This window comes from Microcoleus sp. LAD1_D5 (genome assembly GCF_036702115.1).
GTDB lineage: Bacteria > Cyanobacteriota > Cyanobacteriia > Cyanobacteriales > Microcoleaceae > Microcoleus.
In genome coordinates, this window is the sequence record NZ_JAUBSA010000025.1 from 24,814 (window position 1) to 42,232 (window position 17,419).

General features: G+C 47.1%; 11 protein-coding genes. 3 read left to right on the forward strand and 8 right to left on the reverse strand.

The window, feature by feature from the left end:
- Positions 1–42 precede the first annotated feature (42 nt).
- The 3 genes from QUA70_RS12975 to QUA70_RS12985 all read right to left on the reverse strand — a co-directional run bounded on the left by QUA70_RS12975 (position 43) and on the right by QUA70_RS12985 (position 8,293).
- Complete coding sequence (locus QUA70_RS12975; RefSeq protein ID WP_333347529.1) at positions 43–1,014, reverse strand: Rpn family recombination-promoting nuclease/putative transposase; 972 nt, start codon at positions 1,012–1,014, stop codon at positions 43–45.
- Positions 1,015–1,153: 139 nt separating this feature from the next.
- On the reverse strand, positions 1,154–1,519 hold the full coding sequence (locus QUA70_RS12980) for a hypothetical protein (RefSeq protein ID WP_333321168.1): 366 nt from the start codon (positions 1,517–1,519) through the stop codon (positions 1,154–1,156).
- A gap of 117 nt (positions 1,520–1,636) precedes the next feature.
- The gene (locus QUA70_RS12985; RefSeq protein ID WP_333347526.1) at positions 1,637–8,293 is read right to left on the reverse strand and encodes a translocation/assembly module TamB domain-containing protein; all 6,657 of its coding nucleotides are present in this window, start codon (positions 8,291–8,293) and stop codon (positions 1,637–1,639) included.
- A 458-nt stretch (positions 8,294–8,751) separates the two neighbouring features.
- Between QUA70_RS12985 and QUA70_RS12990 the strand changes: the two genes are divergently transcribed.
- Positions 8,752–9,126 (forward strand): DUF3110 domain-containing protein, encoded by a 375-nt coding sequence (locus tag QUA70_RS12990; protein ID WP_333332958.1) that lies wholly within the window; start codon positions 8,752–8,754, stop codon positions 9,124–9,126.
- A gap of 254 nt (positions 9,127–9,380) precedes the next feature.
- Positions 9,381–10,295 (forward strand): N-acetylmuramic acid 6-phosphate etherase, encoded by a 915-nt coding sequence (gene murQ, locus QUA70_RS12995; RefSeq protein WP_333347523.1) that lies wholly within the window; start codon positions 9,381–9,383, stop codon positions 10,293–10,295.
- 97 nt (positions 10,296–10,392) lie between these two features.
- On the opposite strand, the gene QUA70_RS13000 is transcribed toward murQ, so the two are convergent.
- Entirely contained in the window at positions 10,393–10,923 is a 531-nt protein-coding gene (locus QUA70_RS13000) for an adenylate kinase (protein WP_333347520.1), read from the reverse strand.
- A 441-nt stretch (positions 10,924–11,364) separates the two neighbouring features.
- Here QUA70_RS13000 and QUA70_RS13005 point away from each other — a divergent pair, with 441 nt between their 5' ends.
- Positions 11,365–12,996 carry a bifunctional diguanylate cyclase/phosphodiesterase gene (locus QUA70_RS13005; protein WP_333347517.1) on the forward strand — a complete coding sequence of 544 codons (1,632 nt, stop codon included), beginning with the start codon at positions 11,365–11,367 and terminating at the stop codon, positions 12,994–12,996.
- 94 nt (positions 12,997–13,090) lie between these two features.
- Here the strand turns inward: QUA70_RS13005 and QUA70_RS13010 are convergent, their stop codons facing one another.
- The 4 genes from QUA70_RS13010 to QUA70_RS13025 all read right to left on the reverse strand — a co-directional run bounded on the left by QUA70_RS13010 (position 13,091) and on the right by QUA70_RS13025 (position 17,342).
- Positions 13,091–14,191, reverse strand: a complete 1,101-nt coding sequence (locus QUA70_RS13010) for an RNA-guided endonuclease TnpB family protein (protein ID WP_333347515.1) — start codon at positions 14,189–14,191, stop codon at positions 13,091–13,093.
- 97 nt (positions 14,192–14,288) lie between these two features.
- Positions 14,289–15,578, reverse strand: a complete 1,290-nt coding sequence (locus tag QUA70_RS13015; RefSeq protein WP_333347512.1) for a CAP domain-containing protein — start codon at positions 15,576–15,578, stop codon at positions 14,289–14,291.
- A gap of 508 nt (positions 15,579–16,086) precedes the next feature.
- Positions 16,087–16,761 (reverse strand): phycobilisome degradation protein NblB, encoded by a 675-nt coding sequence (gene nblB / locus QUA70_RS13020; protein ID WP_333332967.1) that lies wholly within the window; start codon positions 16,759–16,761, stop codon positions 16,087–16,089.
- A gap of 119 nt (positions 16,762–16,880) precedes the next feature.
- Positions 16,881–17,342: a CBS domain-containing protein gene (locus QUA70_RS13025; protein ID WP_333332968.1), complete on the reverse strand. Its 462-nt coding sequence runs from the start codon at positions 17,340–17,342 to the stop codon at positions 16,881–16,883.
- Positions 17,343–17,419: the final 77 nt, after the last annotated feature.

Consider the following 17,419-nt stretch of genomic DNA (forward strand, 5'->3'; position numbering starts at 1 on the left):
ATCCGCGTTAAAAATCCCTGCCTCTCTTTTTAACTCATCAGTTCATCCCGCAGACTCCAACCACGCAATCAAATCCTCTTGACTCCTAAAATCCAACAAAGCCTCTCCCAAATCATCTAACTGTTCCGCAGATAACCCCTGGATGCGAGTTTGAACTTCCAGTGTAACCTCACCCACCCGCCGCACTATCTGACGCATAATTAATCCTATTTCCCCCTCAATTTTACCCCTTTCGATTCCTTGTTCGATTCCTTGTTCGATTCCTTGTTGTATTCCCTGTTCGATTCCTTGTTGTATACCAATTTCTATCCCTTTCATTACAGATCCAAGCTGATCTTGGATAAACATTTCTCGCTTGTCCAAATCTGCCGCTTCTTTGACTGTCAAATTAGCTCGGTTGGCAATTTCCAGCGCGGTATTAATCTCTTCAACAGACTCCAATGTCTCTGGTACTGCTTCCAAAGAGGGCGCGTTTTTCATAAAGTAAATCCATTTTTCCGGCAGAGTTTCAAGTTCGTTCAATTCTTTTTTGAATTTCGGTAACTCGACAAACACTAATTTTAACTCGCAGTTGGGATAGACGAATTTCTCTTCGGTTTCTGTGAATTCAAAATTGGAAATTAGTTTTTCGGTGTTTTCAAATAAGATAAAGTCGGTGATGGTTAAAGCAATGACTGGATTTAATCTTAAGTAACCGTCTCCCGCTTTGAGTTGAGTTGAATAGGTTTTGGCTGCATTGTACACTACCCGTTTTTCAAAGGCGGCAACGTTGAGTACCTGCATTTCCACAATCACGGTTTTGTTGCCGGTAATCTTGGCTTTGACATCCAGGTAACTGTCTTTCAATCCTGTAACGCTTCCGGCTGAATAAGGGTCAATTATTTCTAATTCTTGGATTGTTGGTTCTCCGTTATACAGCATTGCATTTAGAAAGCTGATGAGAATTTCTGGATGTTCGGAAGAAGCGAATATTTTTTTGAATGCAAAGTCTGTTTTGGGACTGATGAAACGCATATATTTTAGAGGATTTTTTTTTACCGCAGAGGGCACAGAGGACGCAGAGGAGGAGAAAAGAGAGGAAGATGGATATTGACAAATATTGGAAGGGTTGGATTTTGTTGTCTCAACCCAACCTGTTATCTGAATGCTTTTATCAGCCTGTGGCTTCAGTAGTAGTTGCAGGTGACATAACTAGCTTTCCAGTTATATCCATTGTTGCCAGTTTCAGCACTTCATTAAAAGCTAAACCCCGAATTTTGAGTTCCCACCGAATGCCTTTTGCTTTCATTCGCTTGGCTTTCCGCATATCGACATCAGCAGCTTTTTGATGCAAGAGCAAATATTTCATTGCTGCTGTAGCTTCTACTTTTGTGGGAAATGCAATATAGGTGATAAATCCGCCCTCCCAGTGATTGGCGTTGCGGACACTGCTGATAGTCGCAACTCTCGGACTAAAGCGGTTCCAGTAAAAGTCGCTGTAGCCGATCGACTGTGTATTAACTTGGAGTTTGTTTGCCATTTGACTTAACTCCTATAACCTTGTGTGCGGGGTTGGCAGTACCAATTTACTGCTGTTACTATTATAGCAAATTATTTAGAAATTGGTAACTGTTGACTGTGGACTTTTGGCTGATGCCTAAAACCTCAATTCATATTCAGCAGTGACCCGATTGTCTCCTTGAAAATTACTGGAACTTCTGAGTAAAAGTTTATCGCTCAATCGATAGCGCACAGTAAATTCTGTCGGTTGATTTGCTGACAAAACTCGAATGATTGATGCTGAAATATTGCGCGTGATGTCAAACCCAACTTCTAAACCTAAGCCGAGAGAACCCGCACCCGAACTGGAACTAGCACTTTGTGCTTCGTTGCCTCTAATCCGAGTGGGAAATAAGCGAAATTCGCTCAATCCTGTGGCGTTTGTAACCGCAGATTGAAGGTTGTTCAATAAACCCGCACCAGCTAAATTTGCGATCGCCAGTGTACTGTCTCCCTGTCCCAAAGTCTCCACGAAACTGCCGCCTAACAGCGCTACAATCTCTATTTCCGATCGACTCGGAGAACTCCTCAACTCCAGATTTTCCCCCAACTGAGAAGCCCTTCCCTGCACTAACGCTTGAACTCGGACACTCCGCACATTGCCGAAACTTGTCGGTTCGTCTGCTATTTCAGAAGCTACAGATGTGCCGGGAATGCGGAACCGCGTTACTTCCTGCACCGAAGTTGCTAATCTCACATCCAGCGTCGGATCGAGTCCTTGTGTTGGTACAAAGGTAGCAGTCTGCGGGTATCCTCGATCGAGTCTAAACTGCGTCGTAAACAAATTCACCGACCCGGAAGTCAACCGAATCGTACCCTCCGGGCGAAGGTCATCTAAAGTTCCATTCACCGTCAAGCCCCCAGTCGCCTGAAAACTCAATATCGGCGCACTCGTTACCCGAATTCCCCGGCCCAAATTCAGCCGCAAATCGTTCAATCCAACTTCAAAGGAAGGGGAAGTCGGAGTCGCAGGAGAAGCAGAAACCTCAGTTGTAGGGGAATCAGAAACCTCAGTCGCAGCGGAAGGAGAAGATGTGGAAGCAGAATCAGAACCAGAAGAGGAAGAAGCTGAGTCAGTTGTGCCGCCGCCGGGACTCCGGAGAAATACTTCACCGTTGTACAGTTCAATATTACCGCTCAACTGCGGGCGCCTAGCCGTGCCCCTTGCTTGCACTTGACCGACAACGCCGCCGCTGTACAATCCTCTGAGGTTCACTGCCAACTTGTCGAGATTCACAGCCAGGGGATTATCCGCATCGACATCGCCCTCCGCGAAGGGCACAGACAGCGGAATTACACCCTGGGCCACAACTTGTCCCTGACTCAACTGTCCCCGAATTCCCTCTACCCGAATACGATCGCCCTCAAAGCGCACCGTCCCAGTCAGCCCTGTCAGCGGTTCTGGGAAGGCATTCGCACGGACAGTTGCATTTTCAAAATTCGCAATTCCTTGCGCTACCGGGTCTTGCAGCGTCCCTCCCACGCGAATTTGCACCTGTCCCTGGCCGCTGACCCACGCAACTTGCGGAGTCAATACATTAATAATTGCCAAACCTTCATTTTGCAAATTCGCCCTCAAATCAATTTGATTGCTATCAGCTTTCACCGCTGCAAACGGCAACTCAAAAGGCAAACTTCCCTGCACTTCAATTGGTTCGGTTTGAGTTACCAAAGCGCTGCCGCCAAAATTCAGGCGGGCGTTGCTGTAACTGAAACTGCCGTCGGCTTGTTTAATCGGTTCTCCGTTTAGCGTACCCTCAAGCAAACTCAATTCTCCGGTGGCTTGCGGGTTTTCCAAACTGCCGGCCAAATTCGCCCGCAAATTCAAATTTCCTGTGACATCCACAAAAGGCAATTCCACCAGTTTTGCCAACTCTTCCACGGGCACATTTTCTACCCGCAACTGCCCGGATTGAGATTTTTGCCCGAGTTGTCCCGAAAAGGCGATCGCACTTTTGCCCGATCGAATTTCCAAAGGCAAAACAGTTAAAATCCCGTCCTGAAAACTGCCTTCAAGGCTGAACGTTTCAGCGACATATTCTCCCCACTGCCAGTTATCACCTTTCACATTAAATTGAGCTTCCACACCCGTTTGCAAAGAACCGGCTACAGCAATTTCCGCACCAAAAGTGCCTTGCAATTGGGATAAGGGAGGCAATTTTTCTGATGCTTCCACTGCCTGCTGCTGCTGCAAAATTACTTCTATTTCTGCCAAGCGGCGCAACTGTTCGATTAGCGGGGCTTCTGGTTCTCCCACTGCTACAGTTTGCACGTCGCCACTGTCACCGTAAACGGGAGGTTTTATGCCTCTAGCCAAGTCGCCTAAATTGAAATATTGCAAAGCGGTTAAAACCTGCTGCAAATTGCCTTGCTGGACGTTAACTTTCCCGGCAAATTGCGGATTTGCGCCTGTTTGAACATTGCCAGAAATTAAGTATTGACCGCTGCCTTGGCGGAATATGCCATTTGTGAGAGTGGCGCTGCCGTTAGCGTAGCTGAATTCGGCTTGGAAACTGTCACCTTTAATGTAGCCGATCGCAGGTTGGGCGATCGCAATTTGTCCGCTTGCTTGCAAAGTCGCCGGATTTAACGGCAGCTTCCAACCAGGCACATTTACTTGTCCCGAAACCGTACCGGTTATCGGCCCCAAACCAGCCTCTTTCCCCGGCGATAGATTCAAAGCAGCCAGGGGAAAATCGCTTAAATTAACTCGCAAAGTTTCTCCCTCGGTTTGGCCGCTAGCCACAGATTCCCCGCGTTGAATTAAGAAAGATGTCGGCAGAAAAGATTGATTTAAAGCTACTTGAATTTTGTCGCTGGCGCCGGCCAAACGCAAATCTACACTTTTCCCAGCATCCGCATTCACACTCCCCGCCAATACCGGGTCAAAAGCGATTTGATTTACTGCTAAATCCCGAACTTCCACGTCGCCAACTAAGCTGAGGGCGGCGAGGGTTCCGGTGAGGCTGCCGGTAAAATCGACATTGCCGCGCAGGGGTGAGTTTTGCTGTGAGGAATTTTTGTCCGCAATTGCCGACAAAAATCCTAACTGTTCTGCTGGTAAGGCTTCCAGGTTAAAGTTGGCGAGTTTGACATCCAAATCTAAGTTGGAAATTGAGGGCCCTCCTTTACCTTCGAGTTCGACGTTAACAAAGCCGTTTGCTGTCAAACCGGGAGTTGTGGCGTTCTCAATTTCCACCCGTTTGCCGTCCCAATTAAATACTGCCTCAAAAGGTTGTTTCAAAAACGGCAATTCCGAGATGCGGAAACTTCCCCCAGCGCGAACTGTTTGTAGGGAACCGGCAATCGCGCCGGATAAATTGATATTGCCGTTAAACAGTCCTCCAAGCTGGGGGAGATTTTGGGTACTGGAGACTACCCCTCCGGTTTCCAAGCTTTGTCGCTGCGACTCAAAGGCTTGCTGGAAGCGACTTAGAGCAATTTGCTCGCCCTCGATTGACGCGCGCCAATTCCCCGATGCGGCGCTGCCTTTAGCATTGACAATTCCTCCGCCGTTGGCGAGTCTAATTTGTCCGTCGCCGTTGGCGGTGATGTTGTTGGCGGTTAGATTATCTACTGTTCCCAAAATGCGGACTTGGCCGTCGAGGGTTCCGTTAATTTCTGGCGGTAAATCCGCTGTCAGCAAACCAGTTTGTTTGAGGGTTTGTTCTAAATTACTGACGGCAATTCCGTTCGTTTCCAGCAATGCTTGCAAGTTGCCGTTTTCCAATTTTGCTGTAGTATCGATCGCCCCGAGTCGATCGACCACAATCACTCCTTCTCCGCTAGCATTAATTCCCTTCGCTGTCAAGTTATCCAAACTGCCCGCTGCTTGGAATTCGCCGTTAACTCTGCCGTCAAATCCTTTAGGCAAAGTCGCCGTTAGGGTAATGAGTTGGGTATTGCGGATTGTTTGTTCTAAGCGACTGAGAATAACTCGATCGGCATCGGCGAAAGCTTGCCAGCGTCTGTCTTCTAATTTACCTCTAAAAGCAAGAGTACCGTCCCCTATATTGAGTAGGCCGCTGCTGCTGACGCCTATCTCGGCGGCGGTTGAATTATCAAGACTGCCACTGGCTTGAATTTCATTGGATATTTGTCCGTCAAGCGATTGGAGATTTTGGATTTTGGATTTTAGATTGTTGATATTGGCGACTGTTTGGGGATTGTCAGCAGCGAAAGCTAAGCCAACATCTAACAGCGGCAATCCTAAATCTCCTAAGCGCCTGATGGAAGTGCGATCTGTTTCTGCTGTTCCCTGCCAGTTTCCCGCTACCAATTCTCCTTTTAAATTAACATTGCCGCCAGCAAGATTGAGTCTGCCGTTGCCGCTGGCATTGATGCTGCTAGCTGTCAAATTGTCAAGACTTCCCGATGCTGTAAATTGACTCGATAGCTGTCCGTCGATTGATTTTAGATTTTGGATTTTAGATTTTAGATTGGCAGATTGCTGATTTTCGGGATTGAATGCTGAAGCCACATCTAAAATCGGCAGTGTCAAATCTACTAAGCGGCTGATGTCAGTGCGATCGGTTTGTGCTGTTCCTTGCCAGTTTCCCGCTACCAATTCTCCGTTTAAATTGACATTGCTGTCGGCAAAATTGAGTCTACCGTTGCCACTAACATTGATTCCGCTAGCAGTCAAATTATCAACATTGCCCCCCACTCGAAATTCACCTGCTAGCTGCCCGCCGAGCGATTTTAGATTTTGGAGTTTAGATTCTAGATTCTCGCGATTGGCGGTCGTTTCCCGTGTTAAAAACGGCAAGCCAATGTCAATCAATTGATTGACAGCTACTTTTTCAGTGTTGCCAATAACTTGCCAGTTACCCGATTCGAGTTCACCATTAACATCAACAATACTGTCAGCAATATTCAGCGTTCCTTTGCCCGTCGCAGCGATCGCATTTAAACTCAAATCGTCCAAAGTTCCCGCAGCTTCGGCGGTTCCGCTGAACAAACCGGCTAGTTCAGGAGGCAAATTAAGGTCTGGCAGGGCTTGCTGCAAACTGTTCAGGGCTACGCGATCGCCCTCGATCAAAGCTTGCCACTGACGGCCTGTTAACGCAGCATCCACGTTAACGGAAGCGTCGCCAATTTTCACAACCGTATTTTGCAAATCCACCGAATTGCCTCCGGCTCGAATTTCGCCCGCAGCGGGGAAAGTCCCTTGCGGTGCTTGCCATTGAACTCTAGCTTGAATGTTGTCTAACGGGCCGAAAATTTGAGCTTTGGCGGAGACATTGCCAATTTGAACAGTAGCAGGAATCGGGAGATCGTAAATTTGGGTGATCGCATCGGCCGGCACGTTTTCAGCTTGGAGGTCAAACACCAAACCCGATCGCGAATTCTCACTTCCCAACCTGATATCGACTTCACCTTTCCCGCCAATTTTACCACCCGCCGCCGGCACTACCAAAATATCGCTCAAAGTCAATGCTAAAGAGGAAAACGGGGGAATAGAAGATTGAGAATTGGGAGTTGGGATTTGAGCCATTCTCCCGCGTTCCAATTTGAAATTAGTGCTAATATTGTTTAATTGCAGTCGATCGACTGTAGCGGGTTTTGTCGAGGCTATCACACCTGTCAGCACCGGCAGATCAACGGTTCCAGTTAGCTTGGCATCCGCCTTCACCTCCCCCGCAACAGCAACGGGCCATACTACTTTCTTCCCTAACTCTGTCTCCACCGCACTGACAACACTTGCGAAAGCCACTGGTTGCACGTTAGTTGTCAGATTGAAGCTAGCGTTCTCCACATTAAAATTAGTTCCAGTTGCAACTGTTCCTGCTATTCTAAGCGGAATTAGACCGTAATTAGCCGCCAGACTATCGACAATCACATTAGTTCCCTGAAACCGCAACTGACCGCTGCTATTTTGTATAATTTGTTTCAGCGGAGCGATACTCGCTTGCACTCCTCCAAAACTAGCGGTTCCGGTAATTCCCCATAGTTTATTGTCTCGCAATTGCACGGTTAAGTTGCCATTAGCAAGACCTTTTTGTAAATAAATGCCGGGAAGTTTGAGCAAGCGAGCGAGGTCGGGCAAAGGCAATTTTTGACCTTGCAACTGTACGTTAGTTTGAGCCGCAGGTAACATAGAATCAGCTTTAACTATAAAATTATCGCTATTAGTAAATTGACCGTTTAGTTCGTAGAGAACGCGCTGATTTTGGTCGCGAAATAGAGCGCTGCCATTTTTCACGCTTACAGAAATCGGAGCCGAAGTTTTCTGTCCGACTGCGGGACTCGGTACCAAAACTGCGACGGAATTTTCAGCTCGAAATGCTTCAACTTCTGTTTTAAATAAACCCGGAGATTTCTGCTCCGCAGTTGGAAGATTAACCCAGCGGCCTTTAGCATCCTGTTCGATATAAGCGTTGGCTTTAACTAAAGTAATATCTAATTTGAGAGTGCGGGTGAAGAGCAGTTGCAAAACCGAAAACTGCACTTTAACTGCTTCTGTAGAAACGTAATCCGGATCGGTAGGAGTTGCAGGTAAAGTCGATCGACCAAAGCGCAAAGTTGTCAGAGAAAATCCCTCCAAACGTCCGAGTTGCACGGGCCGCTTCAGCAACTGACTGACTTCAGTTTCCACCAAGGGAGCTAACTTTTCCCGCACCCACTGGTATCCTAGCGCCGCCCCAACCAAGGCGATAATGCCCAATCCCGTACCGCTAAGCAGCACCAGACGCCACCAGCGGCGGTGGGGACGGGGTGCGAGTTGATTTTTGTTATCGTCCGAGTTAGTCATGGGTGTTTCTCAGAAATCAGAGAATTCAGAAATTATAGGGAATCAGCCGATTTTAGACAGGTATAATCTCTGTGATTCGCCAGGGTGGCTTCTGCCTTTGGTAGACTCAAAAGTGAGGTAGGAAGTGCCGATCCCAGGATCGATCGCAGGCAAAAGGCACGCCCCCACTCCAGGGTAAACTCCAGAAACCTTTACCGAACTTAATCAAAACACGCAACACCACTTAAAACCAAGTCCTCCAACTCTCCCAAATCCTCTAGATTCCCCCCGCAGTGCAGGATCGGTGGTCAATCTAAAATCTAAAATTTCAAACCAAGTCGTCCAAATGCCCCAACTCTTTTCGATCCCGCCAGTGCAGGATCGGTGGTCAATCTAAAATCTAAAATATAAAATTTAAAATCGGTTGCCCGATCGCTTCTAAGATAAAAAAACGGTGGTTAAGAAGGTCTTTAAAACTTATGCGAGTGTTCGTCTTACTCTTCAATGCCCGCACCGAGAATGAGGGAATTCATACCATTCAACTCGGCGATCGCAACAAAGTTCTGATGTTTGAGTCAGAAGACGACGCCACCCGCTTTGGCGTGATGTTGGAAGCTCAGGATTTCCCGGAGCCCACTGTCGAGGCGATCGACGAGGAGGAAATTAAGGAGTTCTGCAACAGTGTTGATTATGATTGGGAACTTGTGCCCGCGGGCGCGCTGGCTATTCCCCCAGAAGACAATGTAACACAGACTCAGTGGCAGCCGGAGTCCGAGTCCGAGCCCGAGCCTGATTCTGAGGTTTCCCAAAACGAACTGGATTCTATTCGCCGCCGACTCGAAGGACTTTTGTAATAGTCATTAGTCATTAGTCATTAGTCAGCAGTTATGGGTAATGGGTAATGGGTAATGGGTAATGGGTAATTGCCTCTCTCTCGGAAGTAGATTTAGCCGATCGCCAGAACCGCAAATTTCGAGCCTTTGAGTCACGACTTCACCAAGCTCACCAGCGGGCAGGCAATGCTTACCCTATTTTGTACACCTAATGACTAATGATAACGACTAATGACAATGACAAATGACAAATGACAAATGACTAATCAAAAAATATGAAAAATTTAGAAGAAAGAGGGCATCTACTGACGGAACAGGTGAATGCCAACAGCGAGAATTTAGACCAACTCAGTTCGATCGAATTAGTGGACTTGTTCAACCGCGAAGACGCCCAAACCTTAAGCGCGATCGCCCGTGCCCGCGAACAGTTAGCCCAAGCGATCGACATTGCAGCCGAGTCTCTACGTCAAGGAGGTCGCCTGTTTTACGTCGGTGCGGGTACTTCCGGGCGCTTGGGGGTGCTGGATGCGGCTGAGTGTCCCCCCACCTTCTGTACGCCGCCAGAACTCGTACAGGGCATAATTGCCGGGGGTGCGGGGGCTTTGGTGCGGAGTTCGGAGGATTTGGAGGATCGGGCTGAGGATGGGGCTGAGGCGATCGCCCACCGTCACATTACCAACTTAGATGTGGTTGTCGGGATTACGGCTGGAGGTACGACGCCGTTTGTCGCGGGCGCTTTGCAGGCGGCGCGCCAGCGGGGGGCGAAGACTGTGTTTATGGCCTGCGTACCCGTCGAACAAGTGAATTTTGAGGCTGATGTTGATATTCGGTTGTTGGTTGGCCCGGAGGTAGTGGCGGGTTCGACGCGCTTGAAAGCCGGTACAGTCACAAAAATGGCTTTGAATATCCTTTCGACTGGGGTAATGGTGAAGCTGGGGAAGGTGTACGGCAATCGGATGGTTGATGTGGCGGTTACTAATAAGAAATTGCGCGATCGGGCTGTGCGGATGTTGCAGGATTTGACTGATTTAAGCCGGGAGGAGGCGGGTTTTTTGCTCGAAAAAAGTGGCAAGTCTGTAAAATTAGCTTTGATGATGCACTGGACTGGTTTGGAAAAGGAAGAGTGCGATCGAATTTTGGAAGAGTTTCAAGGAAATTTGCGATCGGCTGTGGCATCAATTAGTCATTAGTCAGTCATTAGTCATTAGACCTCTCCAAAAAAGGAGATCAAACCCTTGCACTGTCTGGGCAAAAACTTAATTTCTGGAGAGGTCTATTTGTCATTAGTCATCTGTCATTAGTCATTTGCAATATCGATTCAAAAAATTGTGAAATCTCTTCAGTGGATCTGATGTGATAAACACTTTTGGTATTTTGAGCGCGATCGACATACTCGCGATATCTGGGAGTCAAATACTTGTGACACAACCAAAGAGCGCGGTAACTATTAATTGAACTCTTCAATATCGGACTGTTTTCAGGCCAGCCTTCTGGCGGTATAAAGCTACCTGAAATCAGCCGTTTAGTCACCCACCAAAAATGCACGTATAACGGTAAATCGACAAAAACCAGACTATCCGCCTCATAGAGTCGCAGCCAGAGGGTTTCCCTGCAACCAAACCCGTCAATAATCCATCGATCGGTCGCCAGAATTTTCTCATGGGTATGCTTGTATTCTTCATAGTTCACCTCAGCGCCCCCAGATTGATATTGAATCTTATCCAAGATGTAAAGTGGCAAACCAGTGATTTCCGATAATCTCTTGCTGAGAGTTGATTTACCGCCTCCAGCGTTACCAAACACCGCTACTTTTTTCATAATTTACTTTTTAGTAATTTAGTTATTAGTCATTAGTCATTAGTTATCAGTAGCGGACTAAAAGCTAAAGGTATATCTAATTTATAGGTTTCAAAAAACTCAATTTCGGTGATTTTTGGCGCAGATCATTGACGTTTTTGAGAAAGGCTATTAGGGTCAGTATATATATTTGTTGTTTGGCGATCGCTTGGATATTTTATCAGACAAGCGATCGCGGCCCGGTATTGTCGATCGATTTGTAAAATATCGGTAAAATCTAAGGCGATCGCTCCTTAGTTAAAAAAGCCGTTTCTGAAGCCAACGCACCTAGTACGAGACTGCTGGATACTCTACCCACTTTGAAATTTCAAACCCAGTCCTATGCAACCAAAGCCTAACCTTAACCTATACTCATCCTTGGGCCATCTCCCCTGGCTTAAAAAAAGCTACACTGCCAAAATTATGGTGGTTGCATTTTTAGGCACGCACGTTCCTTTGCTAACCTTAATGGTCTGGTTTCTTACCTCAAACGCTTACTCTGTAGAGACATCAGTCCGGGTTCTGCTGATTGCTCTGCTGGCGACATTAGCGGGTACGGCAGTAACGCTTTCTACGCTACGCTACCTCCTGGTTCCGGTAATCTTAACCTCGGAGGCTCTACAAAACTACCTCGATACAAGAACATTGCCGAAATTACCCACAGAGTTTACTGATGAAGTCGGTACGCTGATGGCAAATTCCTCACAAACGCTTTACAAACTAGATGAATTGATTCATTACATTACCCACTACGATGAACTGACTGGATTGCCAAATCGTGACTTATTCTGCGATCGCCTGAATCAAACCCGATCTCAAAATGACTCACCCTTGGTCGCAGTGCTGGTATTGGGTATCGATGATTTCACAGGGATGCGCCATGCGTTGGAGCCTGGGATATCCGACTTACTAATTAGAGCCGTTTCCCAGCGGGTGGTACAGTGCATGGATCGGTCAGATGTCTTGGCGCGTTTGGGCGACGGTGAGTTTGCGATCGCTCGCAGCGAACTCCCCTCGCTGGAGAGTGTGGTCAAGCTATCCCAACTGCTGCTGAGTACGCTAGCAAAACCTTTCTCTGTGGAGGGCAACCAGATCCACCTTACCGCCAGTCTTGGCATTGCATTGAACCATTTAGAAAATACCAATTCTGCAGAGCAACTTCTTCAGCAAGCTCACTTCGCACTTCATCAGGCAAAGCAGCAAGGGCGCAGTCACTATCAGTTTTATTCACCAGAAATGAACCTTCAGTTACAGGAGCGACTGGCCCTAGAAAATAGCCTGCGCGGAGCGCTGGAGCGTCACGAACTACTGGTTTACTATCAACCGCTGATCGACCTGCACACCGGACAGGTAACAGCAACGGAGGCGCTGGTTCGCTGGCAGCATTCTACAGAGGGTTTGGTCTCTCCGGCAAAATTTATTCCGATCGCCGAAGCCAATGGCGAGATCGTGCCCATTGGTGAATGGATCTTGCGAACGGCTTGCGCTCAAACCCGTAGCTGGCAACTGGCTGGGCTGCCAGCGCTGCGGATTTCGGTGAATCTGTCGGCTCGACAATTTGAGCAGGCGAATCTGGTTGAGATGGTTGGCCAAATTTTGGCAGAGACGGAACTCGAAGCTGCGTATTTAGAACTGGAAGTGACTGAAACTGCCTTGATGACTGACATTGAGCGATCGGTCAAAACCTTAACGCAACTGCGAGAACTTGGCGTGTCCCTCGCCCTAGACGACTTTGGCACAGGTTATTCTTCCCTCAACTACCTGCAACGGTTTCCGGTTAATATGCTCAAGATCGATCGATCCTTTGTCCAAGATGTACTGTCTAACCCGGACAGCGCCACCATTACTGATGCGATCATTGCTCTGGCAAAAAGTCTGCGGTTAACGATCACCGCAGAAGGGATTGAAACCAAGGAGCAGCGTGACTACCTGCAAGCGCGAGGCTGCGATGAAGGTCAAGGGTTTTACTTCAGTCGCCCTGCTAACGCTGACACCATCGCCAAACTGCTAAACGAGTCGTTTCAGTCTGATCCAGCATCTATCGCTGCTTTATAAAACTTATCTAAACTTACCTAAAGCCATCTTTAGATACAATTCGGAGTTTACTTCCTACGCTGTTGGGTAGACGGCTAATCCCAAGATAAGTAGGCTATCCCCCTCCAGCCGAGGGTTCCCAGTTTAAAATGTTGATGCTGGCGTTGAAATCACGATCTAAAGATCTGCCACAAGCAGGACAGTCAAAAGTCCGAATGCTTAGTGGCATATCTTTTTTAGTGCCACAATTAGAACAAGTTTTAGTGCTGGGGAACCATTGGTCTACCAGCACCAAATTTGCCCCATACATTTTGCACTTATAATCGAGTTGGCGTTTGAATTCGTAAAACCCTAGATCCGATATTGCCCCGGCTAACTTGTGATTCGCCATCATTCCTTGAAGGTTCAAGTTTTCAATCTTAATTAGCTTAAAAGTTTGGGCTAAATAAGTTGTTAGCTTGTGAAGGAAATCTAAACGAATACGAGCTATCCGTGCATGGAGCCGACGGATTTTATGGTAGGTTTTGCGCTGATTTTGGGAGCCTCTTACCTGTTTTGATGCTTTGCGTTGCAATTTAGCAAGTTTGGTTTTCGCTTGCTTTAACGGCTTTGGCGCATCAAAGACCTGCTGATTTGACAGCGTGGCAAAAGAATTAATGCCTACATCGATTCCTACAGAGCTTTCAGATTGTTGAACTGGCAAACGTTCGGCATCAACGCAAAAGGAAACAAACCAACGACTTCCTTCTTTTGAAATCGTAAAAGTTTGAGACACATAACCACATTCCAGGGCTTCGTAGAGACGAAAAATTCCCAAGGTAGGAATTTTTATTGTGTTGCCAGCGTTTAGCAAAACTTTGCCGTTCGACGAATCGACTGTGAAAGATTGACCGTCTCGGCGGCTAGCAAATTTTGGATGACCTGCTTTTCCAGAGCGATACCGACTAAAAGCATCTTTCAAGTCAATTAAAGCATTTTGGTAGACTCGACTAGATAATTGGTTCATCCAACCAAATTCAGGCTGTTTCTTGACGTAGTTGGTGAGAACTTTTTTAACTTCGTCGATCACCTTTGAATCGGTGAATTTCCCCTCGTTATATATTTTAGTCCGCAAGCTTAACCCAAAGTTAAATACTAAGCGCCGGAATCCTGCGTGTTTTGCCATCAAAGTCGCTTCGTTGTTATTCAGTTTGAGCGCTCGTTTGACAGCAAACACAAAACTTCCTCTCAATGATTAACTATGGAGAATTTTAGCAAACTATTTGGCACTTAAGTATTGCTCCAAGAAGTCGGGAATCTGGGTAGGTTGTTTTTTAGGCGTTGACAAAAACAGAAGATGTAAGCTGACTTTGACTGACACCCTGCACGATTCCCAAATAATTACTGCCAGACTTAATCGCCGTAGAAGCGACGCTTGCGCCTCCATCCAACTGCAAACTCACAGCTTCAAAAGTCAAGTTTGCAAATCCGATACCGTCCGTCAAACCAATTCTATCTCCAGCCCCCAAATCGACAATTACATCGGCACTAATTAAAGTAGCCGAAGCAGACAAACCTCCTGCTAAGATAAAGGTATCATTTCCAGCGCCGCCGGTCAAAATATCTTGCCCGCGATCGCCCGCCAACAAATCGTCACCGTTACCGCCCATCAAGACATCATCTTCTTTGCCACCGCGAATAGTATTGTTACCGTCAGATCCGATTAGTCGATCGTTATCGTTGTTGCCGCTGATAAAATCATTGCCAACACCGCCATCAATCAAATCGGATTCTTTGCCGCCGGATAAGCTGTCATTGCCTCCTGCGCCATTAATTGTATCCGCACCTTGCATTCCATTAATGCTATCAGCACCTTCTCCCCCCATGATATTGTCTTTGCCGGAAAGGGCAAAAATTGGCAATCCCGCAGCATTTGTCGGTATTTGAATATCGGCACTATCTGATAGGAAATAATTGCCGTCGCTGGCTGTATTTTTGGGTGCTGTCGTCGGGCTGCCGTCCCCTGTAGCATTGGGTATTGGCGAAGTAATCGATACCAATGTGTTGGGAGTAGGTGTGGGAGTAGGCGTGGGAGTAGGTGTCGGTGTCGGTGCGGGATTGACACTACCGTCAAGAGAAGTCGCAAAAACTTGCGTCCAATAGTGATTGAAATTTTCTGTGCCAGTATCGTCGGCTAAGAAATAGTAACCAATCCCAATTTCTTTGAGATTGGGGTTAAGAATGTTAGTCCGGTGGCCGCTGCTGTTCATCCAAGAGGATACAACTTGTTCGGGTGTAGAAGATCCCGCAGCGATGTTTTCTGCTGCCGCTGAGAATTGATAGCCCGTTGTAGTAATGCGACTGGTGAATGACGAACCATCTTTTCCGGTATGCGAAAAGAAGTCTTGCAGTGCCATGTTTTGGCTGTGATTTTCCGCCGCATTTAGTAACTGAGTATTTAAGGTTAGCGGCGACAAACCTAATTTACTGCGTTCTAAGTTGGTAAGTTCTAAAACTCTATAAATAAAGTTTTGATTGGTTGAAGTTGGTGCTACTTGAGAGGCCGATCGCTCTCCTGTAAAAATGTCCAAGGACTGAGAACCGGAATTTTGTAGTTCAAGCATGGGGATGATCGAGAGTTTTAAGACATGGTTTTGCTGGTAGATGGCTTACCGTCTTAACGATAGTTTCCCCGATCAGTAGCTAGCTGGGCAACATTAAATACTTGTATTAATCCCTGCCGCTGCTTTATCTATCTTGATTATAGCTGTTCTCAAAGTGCGGATGTCAAGATCCCGGCTCTGGTTGGGAAAGCGAAGAGTACGCTCGAATTTAAGGAGAGTTTCAAAGGAATTTGCGATCGCCCGTGGCATCAATACAATTTTAGATTTTAGATTTTAGATTTTTCCTGATTAGTAAGGTTTGCGCTACGCACCCAGCCCGCTGGCTGGCTGGCTAGAAACCCGGTTTCTACGAGTTTTGCAGAGAGGAACGACAAATATAGGAAGAAACCGGGTTTCTGAATTCTGTGTGCGATCGCGAACAGAGTTTTTAGTAGAATCCTCACAAAAAAATCTCAATAAATTCAAAATTCACAACCGCGCAGGGTTGTTCGCGATCGCCAAAGCAATCTCAAGATTTCAAACTATTTTCTTGTCCTGCTTTAGCCTCCAGAGCAACTTGTTCAACCTCATCTTTGGCGAGATTTTCCAAAGCCGCCTCTGCTTCTTTACCGCCCAACCGCCCCAGAGCTTGGGCGACTCTGTAACGGATCTGCCAATCTGCATTGGAAGCGTAGGGAAGCAGCAGCGGCAGCGCCCGTTTATCTCCCAATTCACCTAATGCGCTGATGGCAATGGTTTGGATCAATTCGTTTTCAGAAGTGAGGGCATTTTCTAACATGGGAAAGGCTTTCGGATCTCCCATTTCTCCCAAAGCCGCGACGATGCTCAGTTGCACCAGCCATTCAGAGGTACTGCTATAAACTTGCTGCAAATCTTCTAAAGCATCGGTTAATTTCAATGCGCCCAAAGCATCGGCTGCTGCTGCTTGCACGTCGGGTTCGGGGTCGTTGTTCAGGCTGTTTCGCAGTACCTCTAAAGCGTTCGGCAGATTCTGCGTACCGAGGGTTGATATCTGGCTGACTGCTGCGTAGCGAACCCGGACGTTTTTGTCGCCGATCGCAATTTGAATGAGTTTATAGGCGATCGCGGGTTCTAGTTGCCGCAGTTGGTTGACTGCTCGCAGTCTTTCGCCAAAATCCTCGGAATTCAGCAATTGTTCGACAGACTCAGGGGTAATGCTCATCGGATTTTAGATTTTAGATTTTAGATTTTAGATTTGGTAATTGGCCATTGCCAAAAATTCGCAGATTGAAAGAGCGATCGGCTCGTTTTCTGATACAGTCCTGGAACTGCAAAAGTTAATTAAGACTCGGCCGCCATCGCTCGAATAATATCTCCCCTAGTGAGGATGCCGATTACTTTGCCCGCAGCATCGACTACTGGCAATCGGTGGATGCTGCGATCGTGCATTAGTTTTGCAGCTTCTGGGAGAGATTTGTCGGGATCGATGGTAACTGGCTCTTTACTCATCGCTTCTCCTACTGTTTGCCCTAAAGCCTTGTGGAGTTCTCGCTCATAACGACCTGGATTTTCTAGGTAAATCACGCTGTCGAGCACCATGATATAAGCGGGGGGAGTTACGCCGGTTTCGCGCCACATCAAGTCGGTTTCGGAGATGACTCCTACCAACAAGTCATTCTCATCTACGACGGGAAGACCGCTAATGCGTCGATCGGCTAAAATTTTAATCGCTTCGTTCAAGGGCATTTCTGGTCGCGCCAAAATCGGCTCGCGGCTCATTACATCGGCTACTGTTTTTGGCATGATTAGCGGTTGATTGAGTTGTTGCTCTAAATCGATCATATAGGCAAAGCGTGACACAGACTGAAGAAAGGCAACTC